Below are 16,784 nucleotides of genomic sequence, written 5' to 3'. Positions count from 1 at the left end.
AGACGGCGTCAGACCGGCAGGGCCATATAGAACTGAGTGCCCTGCCCCGGGCGAGAAAACACGCCCATGCGCCCGCCATGCAACTGCACGATCTCCTTGCACAGTGCCAGCCCCAACCCAGCGCCGCCTTTCTTGCGGCCAACCTGCACGAACGGTTCGAAGATCCGCCCCTGCTGGCCATAGGCTATGCCCTCACCATTGTCCTCGACACTGATGATCACCCGCTCCGCGTGTCGCCGTGCATGCAGGCGGATGCGGCCGCCATTGGCGGTATGGCGAATGGCGTTGTGCAGCAGGTTGTCCAGTACCCGGTCGAGTTGAGCAATGTCGGCCTGGATGCGTGGCAGCGGCGGTTCCAGCGCCTTGATCAGTTCGATCTGCTTGTTTGCGGCCTGTTCGCCAAAGCGCAGCTGAGCCCTGTCCAGCAATTCGTCGATGGCGCATGGGGCAAGCTCAAGCTTCTGCAGGCCGCTCTGGTAGCGTGAGAAGTTCAGCAGGTCGTTGATCAGCTGGGTCAGGCGCTGCATTTCCTCGCCGATGGTTTCCAGCAGATCGCTTTCGCGAGCCTCGGGCGGGAACTTCAGCCGCTCGCGCAACAGGCCGAATGCCATGTGCATACCGGTCACCGGGGTGCGCAACTCATGCGAGGCACGAAGCACGAACTCGCTGCGTACGCGTTCGAAGGCGCGTTGCTCGGTCACATCGTGCAGCACCATCACCGCGCCCAGAATCGGCCCTTGCGGATGGCTGACTGGGGTCAGGCTGTAAGTCAGCAGGCGGGATTCTTCATCGACCTCGATGCTCAGGTCGTCCGGTGGCCGATCCAGGCTGCCGCCACGCAGTACCTGGCGCAGTTGCTGCTCCAGTTCTGGGCGCTGCAGGGCTTCGGCCAGGCCACTACCGACGCGGCTGTTGTTCCAGCCGAGCTGCCGTTGAGCAACTGGGTTGAGGTGCTCGAGGTGCCCTTGGCGATCGATGATCAGCAAGCCATCGTCGATGCTGTCGAGTACGGCTTGCAGGCGCTGCTGACCAGCCAACAGCTCATCGACGTTGGTTGCCTGGTGCTTGCGCAGAGCATCAGCCATCAATCCAAAGCGGCGGGTCAGCTGGTTGAGCTCGATGGCCTGTGTGACCGGCAAGGTGATTTCGAAATCACCTTGGCCGAGTTGGTCGGCAGCCTTGGCCAGGGCTTCGATAGGCTGCCCGAAGCGGCGGGCGATATTGTGGGCGGTGACGAAGCCGAGCACCAGCACCACCAGCCCCATCAGGCCCAGCACGCCACTGACCAACAAGGCACGGTCACGGGTGTACTCTTCGCTGCGGGTGATTTGATCGAGGGCCTGCTTGTGCGAGTCGATCAGGTCAGTGCGCACCTGGTTGAAAGCCGCGCCCAGTGGTTGTTCCACACCCATGCTGCGGGCCGGCGCCGGGCTGTTGCGGTAGGCCTGCAGGAAGGCCTGGTAGTTACTGCTGGCTTTGCTGAACCCGGAGCGCTCGCCGCCTTGCGCCAGGCCTTGGTTGAGCAGCGCCTGGAAGTTGTCCTGCAAGGCGCGCAAGTCTTCCGGGGCGGTGCCCTCGTCCAGCAGCAGTGTCAGTTGCTCGCCGAGGTTTTGCCGCAGTTTCAGGCCCACTTCCAGCGCGTGGGTGGTCTCGCGCACTGATTGCTGCTGCACCGTGGCCATCTGCAGCACGCTTACCAACCCCAGCAGCAGGCCCAGCAGGGCCACGGTCACCAAGGCCGAGATGCTGAGGAAGAGCCGCGTGCGCAGCCTCATCGGCAGCCTCACAGGTTGTACTGCTTGCGCTTGCGGTAGAGCGTGGACGCGTCGATACCGAGGGTTTTGGCGGCCTGGTCGAGGGTCTCGCTGGCGGCAAGTACCGCGCCGATGTGAGCGCGCTCCAGTTCATCCAGGCTCATGGCCGCGCCTACCCGGGGTGCATTGCTGGTGGGTTGTTCGCCCATCCCCAGGTGGGTGATCTCGACGCGTTCCTGCGGGCAGATGATGCTGGCGCGCTCGATCACGTTACGCAGTTCGCGGATGTTGCCCGGCCAGCGATAGTTGAGCAGCGCGCTGCGCGCCTCGTCGCTGAAACCACGGGCCGGGCGGGCGTATTCCTTGACGAAGCGGGCCAGGAAACGGTCGGCCAGGGTCAGGATGTCCTCGCTGCGCTCGCGCAGCGGCGGCAGGTGAAGGGTAATGACATTGAGGCGGTACAACAGGTCTTCGCGGAAGCGGTTCTCGCGCACCATGTCGTCCAGGTTGAGGTTGGTCGCCGCAAGAATGCGCACGTCGGCGCGGCGGGTGACCGGGTCGCCGACTCGCTCGTATTCCTTGTCCTGAATGAAGCGCAGCAGCTTGGGCTGCAACGTCAGGGGGAAATCGCCAATTTCATCGAGAAACAGTGTGCCGCCATCCGCCTGGTTGACGCGCCCCAGCGTGCTTTCACTGGCACCGGTAAAAGCCCCGCGGGTATGGCCGAAGAGTTCACTCTCCATCAGCTCGGCATTCAGCGACGGGCAGTTGATGGTCACACAGGCCTTGCGCGACCGCTTGCTCCAGCCGTGGATGGCGCGGGCCAGTTCGCCCTTGCCTGTGCCCGACTCGCCGAGGATGAGGATGTTGGCATCGGTGGTAGCCACCTGGCGGGCAGTTTCGAGCACGGCCATCATCGCCGGGCTGTGTGAATCGAGGCCGTCCTTGGGCTTGCGCACTTCGCCTTCGAGGGCTTCAAGACGCGCCGAGAGCTGGCGAACTTCAAGTTGCTTGGCAGTTGCCAGGCGCAACTGGTCAGGGCTGCAAGGTTTGACCAGGTAATCGGCGGCGCCGGCCTGGATGGCATCGACCGCGGTGTCGATCGCCGAATGCGCGGTGACGATCACAACCCGCATCCACGGTGCCTGAACGCGCATTTGCGCCAGTACGTCGAGGCCATTGTCCTCGCCCAGGCGCAGGTCGAGGAAGCACAGGTCGAACACCTGGCGCTGCAGCAAGGCGTCGGCCTGCGCGGCGCTGTTGGCCGTGGCCACGCTGTAGCCTTCGTCTTCAAGGCAGTAGCGGAAGGTGCGCAGGATCGCGGACTCGTCATCCACCAGCAGAATGCGGCCTTGGTTGTCCTGGGCTGGTTCCATTTCCTGCGCTCCTTCGGATAGTTCTTTAATTAGTGTGGGAAAAATCGGGCAAGTTGCACGGTCAATTGTGAAGGATTCGGCCCTTTGCATGCTAGCCAATGGCCAATTCGTGCCGTAACGCTGGATTTCCCGCTGCTTGGCTTAGAGCACCACGCTGGCACATTGGTTGCGACGATTTTCAGCTTTTGCCAACTATAAGGAGGTACACCCGTGTCCCCTACCATCCGCCTGGCCGTGTTGGCGGCCGCCCTGCTGTCCGTTTGCACACCTGCGTCTGCCGACCCTGTTCAGGACGCTCGCCTGGAGGGCTCGCTGCAAACGGCGCTAGCGCTCAACCGGATGCTCAATCCATTTCGCATCAAGGTCGAGGTCGAAGGCCCGCGGGCACGCCTTTCCGGTGAAGTCGAGAATGACGTCGAACGCCAGCTGGCCGAGCATGTGGCACTGGCCACGCGAGGTATCGAGCAGGTCGATAACCAGTTGCAGGTCAACGCCGAGCTGGTCGAGCGCCCGCTGGAGCTGCGTGCTTATGCCCAGCGGCTGGAAGATGCGACCTTGGCTGCCGTGATCCGTGCTCGGTTGCTGTGGAGCAAAACCACGGAAAAAGCGCCGATCGAGGTGCAAAGCAGTGAAGGCGTGGTGACGTTGCGTGGCAAGGTCGACAGTGCCGAGGCCAAGGAATTGGCCGGCGTGGTGGCGCGCACCAGCGACGGCGTGCACCTGGTCAACAATCTGGTCAGCCTGGATTCTGCCGCCATGGCCAAAGCGAGGGAAAACCCGTCAGGCCTCACCCGTGGACCGCAGCCGAGCGACAGCTGGGTGGTCGACAAGATTCAGACCAGCTTCCGCTTCAGCCGCAATCTGGACGGGCTGAATATCAAGGTGGCGAGTGAGCAAGGCATGGTTCGGCTTACTGGTGAGGTTGTCAGCAGCGAACAGAAGACCATCGCTGTGGATATCGCCCGGGAGATCATCGGCGTGAGGGGTGTAGACGCCGATCTGCTGAAAGTGGCGACCAAGGTTGAGGGCTGAATCGTGCAATTCGCACGACGCCAGTGAGGGCATCGTGCAGGATACGCGTTCAACCATCAACCATTATGTTTGTAACTTATTGATTTATAAGGATTTTATTTAAATTGAAAGGCTGGCATGCAGGCTGCAATTACCTGTTCAGGTTTGAATAGAAAAATTACAGCAGGAGAAGCCGGCATGAACCGCCCATCCGTCAAACGCTCGCTGAATGCCGCACTGCCCGTGCACCAGTTTCTGTTGCTCGGAATGGCGTTGCTGCTGACCTTGGCCGCTGGCCTCTTTTACTACAGCTGGCAGACCGCGCGCCTTGCCGATCAGGTCGCAGCGCAGACCGCGCTGCTGACGCAGATTCAGGCGACCCGCGCCAACACGCTGGTAAATACCGCCGGACCTGCCGGGCAGCGGCCTGCCGGCAATACCTCGCCGGCAACTGTGGATAACGTCGTGCCCCAGCAGCGCTGGGTGTTCTGAGACGCCGGACCGATTTCAAAAAAAGAAAGGAGAAGCATCATGCTGAGTTGGGCTATCACTTTCCTCATCATCGCCATTGTCGCCGCAGTGCTTGGCTTCGGTGGTATCGCTGGCGCCGCTACAGGTATTGCGAAGATCCTGTTCATTGTCTTCCTGGTCCTGTTCGTAGCTTCCTTCTTCTTTGGACGTGGTCGAGGTTGAAGATGAGCAGGAAGCTCTGTACAGCCTTGGCTGCCGCCGCCTTGGTGTTGGGCGGCAGTGCAACGGCGCTGGCGGCCAATGATGGCCAGGTCCGGGTCGAGCAGTTGCTCGGCTCGGACCCCGAATACCGGGAAACCTGGCAGGACACCATCAAGGGCGAGGAACGCTTGCCGGATTGGGTGATCAACCTGAGTGGCAGCGGCCAGGAGCAGATGTCTGCGGTTACTGAAGACGGCGACAAGTATTTGGTCGGCCCGTTGTGCGAATCGCCGCAGAACTGCACCTACAAGCGCTTGATCGTAGCGTTCAGCTGGGACAAGGACGATGCCTACGGGATGCTCGTGGAAGTGCCCGAAGGCTTGCCGAGTGACAAGTCGCCAACCCGCCATGCGCAGTACCGCTGGCTGGGCAAACCGGACGACGGCATGAAGGCGATGTTGCAAGAGCAACTCAAGCGCGATCCAAATTGGTACTGACCAGCGGTCGCGCACTGTCACGCAATAGAAGCGGAACCTTTCTATCTTTCTCGCTTCTATGATGCGCCGCCCCGAGGAGGGGCAGCGCATGACCAGGGGGCCGGGCTGTTCTGATTGTTGCAGGATCGGAGTGGCCTAGGGGTACAGGGAGTACCTCCAGGATTGGGCCGGGTCAGGAAAAGGCAGAATCGGAAGCATCAGGCCGGGGGGTGTCTGACAAACACCGGACCCAGGCCTGGCTTCCGAGGCGCCTCACCCTCATTTAGCAGTTCCTTTTCGGTTTTTGCTGATTCCTTTCAGGTTCCGACCCTCAGGACACATTTTGTCTTGACCGTACATCAATTTTTTTTCGCTCGATACGGGGGCCGCGCAAGTGTCATTTCGGCCATTCGGATTGTCGAACAAGCCGTTTTTATCCCTGCCTATAGACCGTCAATACTGCCTAAATATGGCGGTTTGGCCTTGTTCGGATTTCCGAACGTTATAAATCAATGACTTACGCGCGGCGTATTTTGACCTGAATGCCTATGCCGTATCGGTATGGGGTATGCGTTTCCGGCATTAGATTTCAGCCTTCCCCATCGCAATAGTTGCGGCCTTTTTCGCTGGCCCGAGCGCCCTGTCGCTCGCTCGCGGTGTCCTTACACGAGGTCCCCGGACGGAAGCCAAAAGCTCCCCGTGACGTTGCCAACGGCTCTGTTACGCGCTTTTCCGGTCGGTGCCCGTGACCACTAGAACAAAGGGTAAAGACATGAAGAAGGCAAAACTGAGCCTCGCCTGGCAGATCGTCATCGGTCTGGTCCTGGGCGTTGCAGTCGGCGCGCTGCTGAACCACTTCAGCGCGGAAAAGGCCTGGTGGATCAGCAACGTCCTCCAGCCCGCCGGTGACATCTTCATTCGCCTGATCAAGATGATCGTCGTCCCGATCGTGATTTCGTCGCTGATCGTGGGTATCGCCGGGGTTGGCGATGCGAAGAAACTGGGCAGCATCGGCCTGAAGACCATCCTCTACTTCGAGGTGGTGACCACCATCGCCATCGTGGTCGGCCTGGTATTGGCCAACCTGTTCCACCCGGGCGCCGGCATCGACATGAGCACCCTGGGTACCGTCGACATCTCCAAGTACCAGGCCACTGCAGCCGAGGTTCAGCATGAACACGCGTTCATCGAGACCCTGCTCAACCTGATCCCTTCGAACATCTTCGCAGCGCTGATGCGGGGCGAAATGCTGCCGATCATCTTCTTCTCGGTAATGTTCGGCCTTGGCCTGTCGAGCTTGCAGGCCGACCTGCGCGAGCCGCTGGTGCGTACCTTCCAGGCCGTGTCGGAGACCATGTTCAAGGTCACCCACATGATCATGAACTACGCCCCGATCGGTGTGTTCGCCCTGATCGCCGTGACCGTCGCCAACTTCGGCTTCAGCTCGCTGCTGCCGCTGGCCAAGCTGGTACTGCTGGTGTACTTCGCCATCGCCTTCTTCGCCTTCATGGTGCTGGGCCTGGTAGCGCGCCTGTTCGGCTTCTCGGTCATCAAGATCATGCGCATCATGAAAGATGAGCTGATCCTCGCCTACTCCACTTCCAGCTCCGAAACCGTGCTGCCGCGCGTGATCGAGAAGATGGAGAAATACGGTGCGCCGAAGTCGATCTGCTCGTTCGTGGTACCGACCGGCTACTCGTTCAACCTTGACGGTTCGACCCTGTACCAGAGCATCGCGGCCATCTTCATCGCCCAGCTGTACGGTATCGACCTGTCCTGGAGCCAGCAGCTGCTGCTGGTGCTGACCCTGATGGTCACCTCCAAAGGCATCGCCGGTGTACCGGGGGTATCCTTCGTGGTGCTGCTGGCGACCCTGGGCAGTGTGGGCATCCCGCTGGAAGGCTTGGCCTTCATCGCCGGTGTCGACCGCATCATGGACATGGCCCGTACTGCCCTGAACGTGATCGGCAACGCCCTGGCAGCCCTGGTGATTGCGCGTTGGGAAGGCATGTACGACGCCGCCAAGGGCGAGCAGTACTACGCCTCGCTGATGGCGGACAAGCAGCAGGCTGCGGTGGTTGGCGAGCCAGCCAAGCGATAGCCAAACCTGCTGAACCAGAAAGCCCCGACTTGTCGGGGCTTTTTGTTGTCTGTGGGATGGCCCAGGTTGTTTGCTGACCCATGTGGGAGCAGGCTTGCCCGCGAACACCGGCGTAGCCGCTGCCATCCATCGCGCTGCCTGCTTCGCGGGCAAGCCCGCTCTCACAGGGTTCTGTGACAGCTGCGAGATCTCCAGCGACCGGCCGCGATACGCTATCATTCGGGCATTTTTCAGGGGGAACACACGGATGCTCAACGGCCTTTGGCTCGGCTTTTTCCTGGTGGCGGCCGTCTCCGCCCTGGCCCAATGGCTGGTCGGTGGCAATGCCGGCATCTTCGCGGCGATGGTCGAGAGCATCTTCGCCATGGCCAAGCTGTCGGTGGAGGTCATGATCCTGCTGTTCGGCACCCTGACCCTGTGGCTGGGCTTCCTCAAGATCGCTGAAAAGGCCGGCATCGTCGAATGGCTGGCCAAGGTGCTGGGGCCGCTGTTCGCCCGCCTGATGCCGGAAGTGCCACCAGGCCACCCGGCCCTAGGCCTGATCACCATGAACTTCGCCGCCAATGGCCTGGGCCTGGACAATGCTGCCACGCCAATCGGCCTCAAGGCCATGCGTGCACTGCAGGAGCTCAACCCCAGCAGCACCACGGCCAGCAACGCGCAGATCCTGTTCCTGGTGCTCAACGCCTCGTCGCTGACCCTGCTGCCGGTGACCATCTTCATGTACCGCGCCCAGCAAGGCGCTACTGACCCCACGCTGGTGTTCCTGCCAATCCTGCTGGCGACCAGTGCCTCGACCCTGGTCGGCCTGCTATCGGTGGCGGTAATGCAGCGCCTGCGGCTGTGGGACCCGGTGGTGCTCGCCTACCTGATCCCCGGCGCGCTGCTGCTGGGTGGCTTCATGGCCTTCCTCGGTACCTTGTCGGCTGCCGCATTGGCCAGTCTGTCGTCGATCCTCGGCAACCTGACGTTGTTCGGGGTGATCATCCTGTTCCTGGTGATCGGCGCGTTGAAGCGGGTGCAGGTGTACGAAACCTTCGTCGAAGGCGCCAAGGAAGGTTTCGATGTGGCCAAGAGCCTGCTGCCATACCTGGTGGCGATGCTGGTCGCGGTGGGCGTTTTACGGGCGTCGGGCGCACTGGAGCTGGCCCTGGATGGCATTCGCCATGCGGTCAACGGGATGGGGCTGGATACCCGCTTCGTGGAGGGCCTGCCCACTGCACTGGTCAAGCCGTTCTCCGGCAGTGCGGCGCGGGCCATGCTGATCGAGACCATGCAGACCCACGGTGTCGACAGCTTCCCGGCCCTGGTGGCCGCAACCATCCAGGGCAGCACCGAAACCACCTTCTACGTGGTGGCGGTGTACTTCGGCGCAGTCGGTATCCAGCGCGTGCGCCACGCTGTCGGCTGCGCCTTGCTGGCCGAGCTGGCCGGTGTGATCGCGGCCATCTGCGTCTGCTACTGGTTCTTCGCCTGAGCCTGGGTGCTCTGCGTCACGGTCCAGTTCACCACCTTTCCGGCCAGCTGATCGCTGGCCGCGCCAAAGCCGGCGACCACGGCTGAGACCTGGGTATCTGCCAATGGCTGGCGCACTTCGAAGCGCTTGCTGCTGAGAATGCGTTGGCTGCGGCCTTGCACCAGGCGTGCGTCATAGCGGATCACCACTTCGACCTTGCCCCCCGGCTGATACTCGCTCTGGAACGCCTGCAGCTCGCCGCTCAGTTCGTAATCGGCCTGCAGGTTACTGTCGTCAGCGCTCAGCCGTTGCACCCGGCCATCACGTTGGAAGCCATCGAGCAGGCGGTTGCGCACCAGCAATGGCACCGGGTCGCTCCAGCGGGCGCCTTTGTAGCTGCTGATCACATCACCTTGAGGTATCACGGCGATGCGTGGCCCGGCCAGCGCTTCGCTGGCCAGTGGCTTGTTCAGGCGCAGGGACCAGTCCACCGGGGTAGTGCTGTGGCTGGCCTGGTTCACCGGCAGGCGGTAGAGATCAACCGGTTCGCTCTGCGGCAGGATCGAGCAGGCGCCGGCCAAGCCAAGGGTGGCCGCCAGTGCCAGCAGGCGCAGCGATGGAATCATGGCTGGAACTCCTTGTTGTTGTCGCGGCCAAGCAGGTAGCCGCTCGGGTCAGCCTCCAGGCGCCGGGAAATACCCTTGAGCGAGTTGAGGGTTTCGCGCAGTTCGCGGATGGCCGGGGTCAGCTGGTTGAGCCCTTGGGCGCCGTCATCGATGGACTGGCGGTTGTCCTGCAGCAGGCTGTTGATGGTCGCGGCGCTTTCGGCCAGCGACTGCATGGCCTGCTCGGCGCTGCCGATGGCCTGCTTGCCCTGGGTGCCAAGCAGGCCGTTGGCGTTGCGCATCAGCGCCTGGGTCTCGGCCAAGGTGGCGTTGGCCTGCTTGCCGACCTGGGCCAGTTGCTCGATGGCGTCGCTGATACCGCCCTTCTTGTTGGCGAAGGCGCCGGTGGTCTGCTCCAGGTTGGCCAAGGTGTTGCTCAGGCGGTCGATGTTGCTTTCAGAGAACATCTGGTTGGCGTTGTGCAGCAGCAGGTTGATGTTGGTCACCAGGTCACTGCTGTCGTTAAGCAGGCGGGAGATCGGCGAAGGTGAGGCGACGATCACCGGCAGCTTGCCGTCCTTGCCCCTGAGTTCCGGGCTTTGCGGCGTGCCACCGCTGAGCTGGATGAACGAGTTGCCGGTGACCCCGGCCAGGGTCAGCTTGGCCTGGGTGTCTTCCTTGACCGGGGTGTCGCCGCTCAGGCGCACCCGGGCCAGCACCCGGCGTGGGTCTTTTGGGTCCAGACGCAAGCTGGTGACATCGCCGACCTTGATGCCGTTGTACTGCACGGGGCTGCCACGGGACAGCCCCGAGACGGCTTCGTTGAAGATGACTTCGTAATCCTTGAAGGCGTCGTCCACGCTGGATTTGGTCAGCCACAGGCCGAACAGCATGGCGCCAGCCACCACCAGGACGGTGACCAGGCCAATCAGGACGTGATGAGCTCGGGTTTCCATTGTTCAGCGCTCCTGCCCGGCGCTGGCGGCGGCGTGTTCGGCTGCACGCCCGCGTGGGCCGTGAAAGTATTCGTGGATCCAGGGGTCGTTGGTCTGCTCGACCTCGGCCAGGGGGCCTGCGACCAGGACTTTCTTCTGTGACAACACGGCGATGCGATCGGTGATGGTGTAGAGGGTGTCGAGATCGTGGGTGATCAGGAACACGCTCAGGCCCAGGGCATCGCGCAGTGTCAGGATCAACTGGTCGAAGGCTGCGGCACCGATAGGGTCCAGGCCTGCGGTGGGTTCGTCGAGGAACAGGATGTCCGGGTCCAGTGCCAGTGCGCGTGCCAGGGCTGCGCGCTTGATCATGCCGCCGGAGAGTGACGAGGGGTATTTGTCGGCGGCGGAAATCGGCAGGCCGGCAAGGGCCAGCTTGACCCCGGCCAGGTGCTCGGCATCGGCGCGTGACAGGCCGGCATGTTCAATCAATGGCAGGGCCACGTTCTCGGTGACCGTCAATGACGAAAACAGTGCGCCTTTCTGAAACAACACGCCGAAGCGGCGTTCGGCCAGCGAGCGCTGTTCCTCACGCAACCCGGCCAGGTCTTCGCCGAATACCTTGACCTGCCCCTCGTTGGGGCGTCGCAGGCCGATGATGCTGCGCAGAAGCACCGACTTGCCGCTACCCGACCCGCCGACCACCGCGAGGATTTCGCCGCGGTACAGGTCCAGGTCGAGGTCCTGGTGCACGACCTGGCTGCCAAAGCGGTTGCAGATACCCCGCGCTTCTATCACCGCTTCCCGGCCGTTCACCAGCCCATCTCCATGCAGAACAGCGCCGCCACCGCATCCAGCACGATGACCACGAAAATCGATTGCACCACGCTGGAGGTGGTGTGGGCGCCGACCGATTCGGCGCTGCCGCTGACCTTGAAGCCTTCGAGGCAACCAATGGCGGCGATCAGGAAGGCAAAGATCGGTGCCTTGGCCAGGCCGACCAGGAAGTGCTGCACGCCGATGTCGGTTTGCAGCAGCGACAGGAACATCGCCGGTGAAATGCCCAGTGACAGGGCGCAGACCACTGCGCCTCCGACGATGCCGCAGATCATCGCGACGAAGGTCAGCAACGGCAGTGAAATCAGCAGCGCCAACACCCGCGGCACTACCAGCAGTTCGATCGGGTTGAGACCCAGGGTGCGGATGGCGTCGATCTCTTCATTGGCCTTCATCGAGCCGATCTGCGCGGTGAAGGCACTGGCGGTGCGCCCGGCCATGAGGATGGCGGTCAGCAGTACGGCGAACTCGCGCAGGAACGAGAAGGCCACCAGGTCGACAGTGAAGACGGTTGCGCCAAAGTCGGCCAGCACCGTGGCCCCGAGGAAGGCCACCACCGCGCCCACCAGGAAGGTCAGCAAGGCGACGATGGGGGCGGCATCCAGCCCGGTCTGCTCGATGTGCGCGATCACCGGGGTGACACGCCAGCGGTGAGGCTGAAGCACGCGACGCAGCAGGGTTTCGATGATCAGGCCGAGGAATCCGAGCAACTGCATGGTGTCCTGCCACAGCGTACCGACCGCACAACCGATACGCGCCAATAGCACCAGCAGCACGTTGCGCTCGGGCTCCTTGATCGGGATGCAGTAGTCCTGCACCGAGCAGTAGACATTCTTGAGCAGGGCGCGGCTGGCTTCGGGCAGGTCATGGGTGCAGTGCGAGAGGCGCTCGGACCCGAGCAACTCGGCCAGCAGCGAGGCACCTGCGGTATCCAGGCGGCCCAGCTGGCTGAGGTCGGCTATGGCATCGGTGCCATACTGCGTGCGCAGGCGCTCGCTGTCGCGCTTGAGGCTGGCGTAATGGGCCAGGGTCCAGTCACCGGCGATCCGCAGGCAGGCCGGCTGGCAGCTGGTGTCCAGGGTGGCGCTGGGTGTGGTCATAGGCTCCATGCATCCGACTGGGCTAGAGGCTGATCATAGCGCAGCGGGCATGGAGCGGTTTGTTGAATATGTGCTGTCCTGCGCCCGCCTCACGGCGCAGGCGCGTCGTCCACTACCTTGAAGCGCAGCACACCGATCACCTGGCCATCTTCGGTCAGCACCCGCACCTGCCACTTGCCCACCGGGTTGGGCGGGAAGTTCTGCTTGTGGGTCCAGGCGCGGTAGCCTTCCTTGCGCCCGCCGTGGATATCCAGGGCAATGCGGTCGACTTCCTGGCCGTCCTTTTGCCACACATGGTAGATGCGCTCGTCCAGACCTCGTGGCGCGTTGATCGCGGTGTAGGCGTACAGACCACCGCTGCGGATGCGGCTGGCAGCCACTTTTTCGAGCGATTCGCCGGGCTGGCGATTGAGCACTTCGGTGCTGACCGCCACGTCCGTCATCCACAGCGTTGCCGGTGGCACCCAGGAACGCAGCAACCAGCCACTGCCGCCTACAGCCAGAGTAACCAGTACCAATGCCACACCACGGCGCCACGTATTGACCGGGAAGCTGCTGAGCAGGCTTGGGAACGACAGCGCCATGGCGGCAATCAACGCCAGCTTGAAGCTTTGTGCGGTAGTCAGGTGCAGGATGATCGGCAGCGCGGTGAGCAGCGCGGCGAACAACGTCAGGGTGTGCAGCGCCAGGAACAGCCAGCGCCGTGGTGCCAGCCACTTGTAGTACAGAGGATCGATGATCGAGATGAGCCCGGCAGCACCAAGCAGGCCGGTGAACACCAGCTGACCGCTGTTCCAGGTAGTGGTGATGAAGAAGAACGGCAGGACGAAGAACAGGCTTTCCTGGTGGATCATCTGCGTCGCGTAGCGCAGCAGTGGCTGCGGGATTTCGCGTTTGAAGGTGCGCGCGAACAGGCCGGTCAGGGTGTTTTCCAGCATCAGCCAGACCCAGCTGACCAGCATGAGTATGGCGATCCAGCTGGCCAGGCTGGCCTGGCGGTCGACCAGGATGAAACTGCCAATGCCGGAGAGGAAACCACCGAGCGCGATGACGCCGGGGTAGCGTTTGAGCAGCTCGATGACGCGCTGAACGAAGTGGGGTATTGGGGGCATGGGTCTGCAACAGAAAGATGAGGTGGCTGTGCCGGCCTCTTCGCGGGCAAGCCCGCGCCCACAGGTGCTTCACTGCCCTTGGGGCTGGTGATATCCCTGTGGGACCGGGCTTGCCCGCGAAAGGGCTGGTACTGGCAAAAGGATACCGCCGAATCACTGCTGGCGTGTAGCACCACTCGGCCGTTCTGGCGTGTGCCGGCGCCAGCGCAACAGCCCAAGCGCCAGTACCAGCCCCAGCAGCAATGCCACCAGTCCGTATAGCTCGTCATACCCCAGGAACGGCTTCTCGATCCGCAGGTAGCCCTGGTCCTTGAGCAAGTCCTTCAAGGCTGCGTTGGCCTGTTCCAGGGTCACCTGGCGCAACTTGCGCGCCGGGTCGGCAAAGCGGCCATTGTTATACTCGTTCAGCGCCCCCCAGTAGTAATCGGCCAGCGCACTGTTGCCCTGGGTGCTCCAGCTTTCCTTGGCCACGGCGGCGTCCTTGATGCGGGCGAAGGTGTCCGGGTCAAGGCCTTCCTTGCGCAGATGGTCGAACAACTGCTGCATCAGCTTCACGGCCTGGTCGACATCGTCGCGCTCAAGGTCGGCATTGAGGCTGAGCATGCCGCTGTCGCCAAAGCTCTCGCGTTGCACCGACGGCCCGTAGGACAGGCCGTTGCGCAGGCGCAGCTGGTCATAGATGGCCCAATCGAGGTAGCGCGACAGCAGGTCCAGGGTCTGTTGGTGGTCACTGTCCAGCACCGGCTCAATGAATAGCCAGTGCAGCTTGACGCTGTCGCCCAGCACGCCGCGGGTCAGGTCACGCCGCTGTTCGGCTTGCTGGCTGATGCTTTCGAGGTTGCGCCGTTCTTCCGGCTCGGTGGCAGGCAGTTCGCCAAAGGTCCGCTCCAGGTATGCAGGCAGCAGGCGGTCCAGGCCACCGACCACGATCAGGGTCATGTTGTTGGCGGCGTACCAGCGCTCGCGCAGGGCTTGCACCTGCTCCAGGGTCATGTCGTCGACATTGGAGCGCTCGGCGCATTTCAGGCCCAGCTCGGTGGCCAGTTGGTCGCTGGCCGGGTGGCCGATGTCCTGGCGGTCGAGCCAGCGCTGCAGGTGGCCATAGTGGCCGCCATCCTCGCGTTCGATGATGTGCTTGGCCGTGGCCAGCGCCTTGGCGTCGATGCGGGTGTCGCGGATGATTGCCAGCAACAGGTCGAGCACCTTGCGCTGGTTGCGTGCCGGTGCCTCGATGACGAAGGTGGTGTCGGCGCTGCTGGTATAGGCGTTCCACTCGCCGCCCAGGCTCTGCAGGCGCTCCTCCAGGCCGCCCTCACCGGTCTCGTCGATGCCGGTGAACAGCAGGTGCTCAAGCAGGTGCGGCAACTCCTTCTGCTCGCAGCCGAAGTCATCCAGGCCAACCCCAACCACCAGGCGTATCGCCACATGGTCGCGCTCGTAACCGGATTTAAGGATCACCTGCAGGCCATTGGGCAACAGGTAACCCTCGACCCGTGAGCGATCAAGGGCAAATGAGGGCAGGCTGCAGATCAGCAGGCAAACGAACATCAGGCAACGCATGGGCGAGCGAAGGTCTCCAGGTGTGCAAGATCAGGACAGGTGGGCATCTTCCGGTACGCTGTCGAGCAACAACCCGCCAGTGTCCGAGCCACCCAGTACCACATAGGCACTGCTGCAGAACAAAGAGTTCAACCGCTTCATGTCGGCGATCAGCTCCAAGTGTAGCGAACTCGTCTCGATACTTTGCACCACCTTACGCTGCAAGCGGCTGACATGGGCATGGGCCAGGCGGCGTTCCTGAGCGCGGAAACGGCGCTTTTCGCGCAGTAGCAGGCGCGCGCTTTCCGGATCGGCGCTCAGGAATACCGACAGGCCCAGGCGCAAGTTGGCCAGCAACTGTTCCTGCAGCCCGGTGAGCTCTTCAAGGCCGACCTGGGAAAACTCCCGGCGCTGGCTGGTTTTCTGTTGCTGCACCTTGCGCAGCATGCGCTCGATAAGGTCGCAGGCGAGCTTCAGGTTGATCGCCAGCTCGATGACTTCTGCCCAGCGACGGTTGTCCTGATCGCTGAGGTCTTCCCGTGGCATTTGCGCCAGGTACAGCTTGATCGCGTTGTAGAGCGCTTCGGCATCTTCGCCCAAAGCCCGCACCTGTTGGGGCATGGCGGTGTGGGTGCCACGCAGGGCGCCGAGCATGGCTTCCAGCAGGCTGTCGACGATGTCGCCCAGGCGCAGAGTTTCCCGTGCGGCATTGGCCAAGGCCAAGCTCGGTGTGGTCAGAGCCGAGGCATCGAGATGGCGTGGGCGTATCTGACCATTGGCCGCCTCGCGTTCGGGCAACAGCGCGTTGCACAGACGGCCCATGGGTTTGACCGTTGGCAGCATGATCAGGCAGCGCAAGGTGTTGTAGAGCAGGTGGAAACCGATCACCAGCTCCTGCGGGCTGAAACTCAGGCTGTCCATCCACTCCACCAGTGGGTGCAGCACTGGGATGATCAGCACCAGGCCGATCAGCTTGTACAGCAGGCTGCCCAGGGCCACGCGGCGACCTGCGGCGTTCTGCATGCTGGTGCTGATGAAGGCTAGCAAGCCGCTGCCGATGTTGGCGCCGACGACCAGGCCGATGGCGACCGGCAGGCTGATTACTTCAGCGCCGGCCAGGGTGGCGGTGAGCAGCACGGCAGCCAGGCTGGAATACGAGACCATGGCGAACAGTGCGCCGAACAGGGCGTCGAGCAGGATATCGCCGGTCAGCGAGGCGAACAGCACCTTCACACCTTGTGCATGGGTGATCGGCGCCGCCGCCTGCACGATCAGCTGCAGGGCCAGAATGATTAACCCCAGGCCGATGCCCACGCGGCCCAGCTGGCCCGCGCGGGTCTGTTTGCGCGAGAGGAAGAAGATCACCCCGAGGAACACCAGCAGTGGCGACAGCCACGACAGGTCGAAGGTCAGTACACGGGCCATCAGCGCGGTACCGACATCGGCACCGAGCATGATCGCCAGCGCCGGGGTCATGGCCATCAGGCCCTGGCCGACGAAGGACGTGACCAGCATGGCGGTGGCGTTGCTGCTCTGCACCACGGCAGTGACAACGATGCCGGCAATGAATGCCAGCGGCCGGCGGTTCATGTTCTGGCTGAGCACGCGGCGCAGGTTGGAGCCGAACACCCTGAGGATGCCGGTACGGACGATATGCGTGCCCCACACCAGCAAGGCCACGGCGGAGAGCAGGTTGAGCAGGGTCAGCATGGTCGAGCCCCCCTTTGTTATCGGGCTCCAGTGGCGGAGCCAAAATGGATGAAGCTGTAAGCCTGGCCCGGGGGTGGGTGTTTTGATCCAGTGCTTACTC

The 16,784-nt window shown here is 62.8% G+C and carries 15 protein-coding genes; 6 read left to right on the top strand and 9 right to left on the bottom strand.

Annotated elements, in window-relative coordinates; genetic code table 11:
* Positions 1-8: 8 nt before the first annotated feature.
* Together H040_RS07885 and algB are read right to left on the bottom strand one after the other, a co-directional pair.
* A complete protein-coding gene (locus tag H040_RS07885; protein WP_033695943.1) occupies positions 9-1,775 on the bottom strand; it encodes a KinB sensor domain-containing domain in 1,767 nt (588 codons plus the stop codon).
* Positions 1,776-1,783: 8 nt separating this feature from the next.
* On the bottom strand, positions 1,784-3,130 hold the full coding sequence (gene algB / locus H040_RS07880) for a sigma-54-dependent response regulator transcription factor AlgB (protein WP_027917197.1): 1,347 nt from the start codon (positions 3,128-3,130) through the stop codon (positions 1,784-1,786).
* Positions 3,131-3,340: 210 nt separating this feature from the next.
* On the opposite strand from algB, the gene H040_RS07875 reads away from it, so the two are divergent.
* The 6 genes from H040_RS07875 to H040_RS07850 all read left to right on the top strand — a co-directional run bounded on the left by H040_RS07875 (position 3,341) and on the right by H040_RS07850 (position 8,867).
* Positions 3,341-4,162, top strand: coding sequence for a BON domain-containing protein (locus H040_RS07875; RefSeq protein ID WP_033695944.1), 822 nt, complete (start codon positions 3,341-3,343; stop codon positions 4,160-4,162).
* Between the two features lie 177 nt (positions 4,163-4,339).
* Entirely contained in the window at positions 4,340-4,633 is a 294-nt protein-coding gene (locus tag H040_RS07870; protein ID WP_027917199.1) for a hypothetical protein, read from the top strand.
* A gap of 39 nt (positions 4,634-4,672) precedes the next feature.
* The gene (locus tag H040_RS07865; RefSeq protein ID WP_003252966.1) at positions 4,673-4,834 is read left to right on the top strand and encodes a DUF1328 domain-containing protein; all 162 of its coding nucleotides are present in this window, start codon (positions 4,673-4,675) and stop codon (positions 4,832-4,834) included.
* 2 nt (positions 4,835-4,836) lie between these two features.
* Entirely contained in the window at positions 4,837-5,310 is a 474-nt protein-coding gene (locus H040_RS07860) for an inhibitor of vertebrate lysozyme family protein (protein WP_027917200.1), read from the top strand.
* A 751-nt stretch (positions 5,311-6,061) separates the two neighbouring features.
* The gene (gene gltP / locus H040_RS07855; RefSeq protein ID WP_027917201.1) at positions 6,062-7,390 is read left to right on the top strand and encodes a glutamate/aspartate:proton symporter GltP; all 1,329 of its coding nucleotides are present in this window, start codon (positions 6,062-6,064) and stop codon (positions 7,388-7,390) included.
* 247 nt (positions 7,391-7,637) lie between these two features.
* Positions 7,638-8,867, top strand: coding sequence for a nucleoside recognition domain-containing protein (locus tag H040_RS07850; protein WP_027917202.1), 1,230 nt, complete (start codon positions 7,638-7,640; stop codon positions 8,865-8,867).
* Here H040_RS07850 and H040_RS07845 read toward each other — a convergent pair.
* The 7 genes from H040_RS07845 to H040_RS07815 all read right to left on the bottom strand — a co-directional run bounded on the left by H040_RS07845 (position 8,849) and on the right by H040_RS07815 (position 16,684).
* The gene (locus tag H040_RS07845) at positions 8,849-9,472 is read right to left on the bottom strand and encodes an ABC-type transport auxiliary lipoprotein family protein (protein WP_027917203.1); all 624 of its coding nucleotides are present in this window, start codon (positions 9,470-9,472) and stop codon (positions 8,849-8,851) included. The two genes, H040_RS07850 and H040_RS07845, sit on opposite strands and share 19 nt — an antisense overlap.
* Complete coding sequence (locus tag H040_RS07840; protein ID WP_027917204.1) at positions 9,469-10,407, bottom strand: MlaD family protein; 939 nt, start codon at positions 10,405-10,407, stop codon at positions 9,469-9,471. The genes H040_RS07845 and H040_RS07840 overlap by 4 nt, the downstream gene beginning before the upstream one ends.
* 3 nt (positions 10,408-10,410) lie before the next feature.
* Positions 10,411-11,202 carry an ABC transporter ATP-binding protein gene (locus tag H040_RS07835; RefSeq protein WP_027917205.1) on the bottom strand — a complete coding sequence of 264 codons (792 nt, stop codon included), beginning with the start codon at positions 11,200-11,202 and terminating at the stop codon, positions 10,411-10,413.
* Positions 11,199-12,332, bottom strand: coding sequence for an ABC transporter permease (locus tag H040_RS07830; RefSeq protein ID WP_027917206.1), 1,134 nt, complete (start codon positions 12,330-12,332; stop codon positions 11,199-11,201). The genes H040_RS07835 and H040_RS07830 overlap by 4 nt, the downstream gene beginning before the upstream one ends.
* Before the next feature lie 80 nt (positions 12,333-12,412).
* The gene (locus H040_RS07825) at positions 12,413-13,435 is read right to left on the bottom strand and encodes a DUF5924 family protein (RefSeq protein WP_027917207.1); all 1,023 of its coding nucleotides are present in this window, start codon (positions 13,433-13,435) and stop codon (positions 12,413-12,415) included.
* Positions 13,436-13,588: 153 nt separating this feature from the next.
* Entirely contained in the window at positions 13,589-14,995 is a 1,407-nt protein-coding gene (locus tag H040_RS07820; protein WP_027917208.1) for a M16 family metallopeptidase, read from the bottom strand.
* A 30-nt stretch (positions 14,996-15,025) separates the two neighbouring features.
* Complete coding sequence (locus tag H040_RS07815) at positions 15,026-16,684, bottom strand: Na/Pi cotransporter family protein (protein WP_027917209.1); 1,659 nt, start codon at positions 16,682-16,684, stop codon at positions 15,026-15,028.
* Positions 16,685-16,784: the final 100 nt, after the last annotated feature.

This window comes from Pseudomonas sp. URMO17WK12:I7 (assembly GCF_003269045.1).
In the GTDB taxonomy this organism is placed as follows: Bacteria; Pseudomonadota; Gammaproteobacteria; order Pseudomonadales; family Pseudomonadaceae; genus Aquipseudomonas; species Aquipseudomonas putida_J.
The sequence above is the reverse complement of the archived record's forward strand: the minus strand, read 5'-3'. Positions and strand labels throughout refer to the sequence as shown.

Bases quoted from the DNA above. Each gene is read 5' to 3' on its own strand.
- H040_RS07885 (WP_033695943.1), bottom strand. From the start codon at position 1,775: ATGAGGCTGCGCACGCGGCTCTTCCTCAGCATCTCGGCCTTGGTGACC.
- algB (WP_027917197.1), bottom strand. From the start codon at position 3,130: ATGGAACCAGCCCAGGACAACCAAGGCCGCATTCTGCTGGTGGATGAC.
- H040_RS07870 (WP_027917199.1), top strand. From the start codon at position 4,340: ATGAACCGCCCATCCGTCAAACGCTCGCTGAATGCCGCACTGCCCGTG.
- H040_RS07865 (WP_003252966.1), top strand. From the start codon at position 4,673: ATGCTGAGTTGGGCTATCACTTTCCTCATCATCGCCATTGTCGCCGCA.
- H040_RS07860 (WP_027917200.1), top strand. From the start codon at position 4,837: ATGAGCAGGAAGCTCTGTACAGCCTTGGCTGCCGCCGCCTTGGTGTTG.
- gltP (WP_027917201.1), top strand. From the start codon at position 6,062: ATGAAGAAGGCAAAACTGAGCCTCGCCTGGCAGATCGTCATCGGTCTG.
- H040_RS07850 (WP_027917202.1), top strand. From the start codon at position 7,638: ATGCTCAACGGCCTTTGGCTCGGCTTTTTCCTGGTGGCGGCCGTCTCC.
- H040_RS07845 (WP_027917203.1), bottom strand. From the start codon at position 9,472: ATGATTCCATCGCTGCGCCTGCTGGCACTGGCGGCCACCCTTGGCTTG.
- H040_RS07840 (WP_027917204.1), bottom strand. From the start codon at position 10,407: ATGGAAACCCGAGCTCATCACGTCCTGATTGGCCTGGTCACCGTCCTG.
- H040_RS07830 (WP_027917206.1), bottom strand. From the start codon at position 12,332: ATGGAGCCTATGACCACACCCAGCGCCACCCTGGACACCAGCTGCCAG.
- H040_RS07825 (WP_027917207.1), bottom strand. From the start codon at position 13,435: ATGCCCCCAATACCCCACTTCGTTCAGCGCGTCATCGAGCTGCTCAAA.
- H040_RS07820 (WP_027917208.1), bottom strand. From the start codon at position 14,995: ATGCGTTGCCTGATGTTCGTTTGCCTGCTGATCTGCAGCCTGCCCTCA.
- H040_RS07815 (WP_027917209.1), bottom strand. From the start codon at position 16,684: ATGCTGACCCTGCTCAACCTGCTCTCCGCCGTGGCCTTGCTGGTGTGG.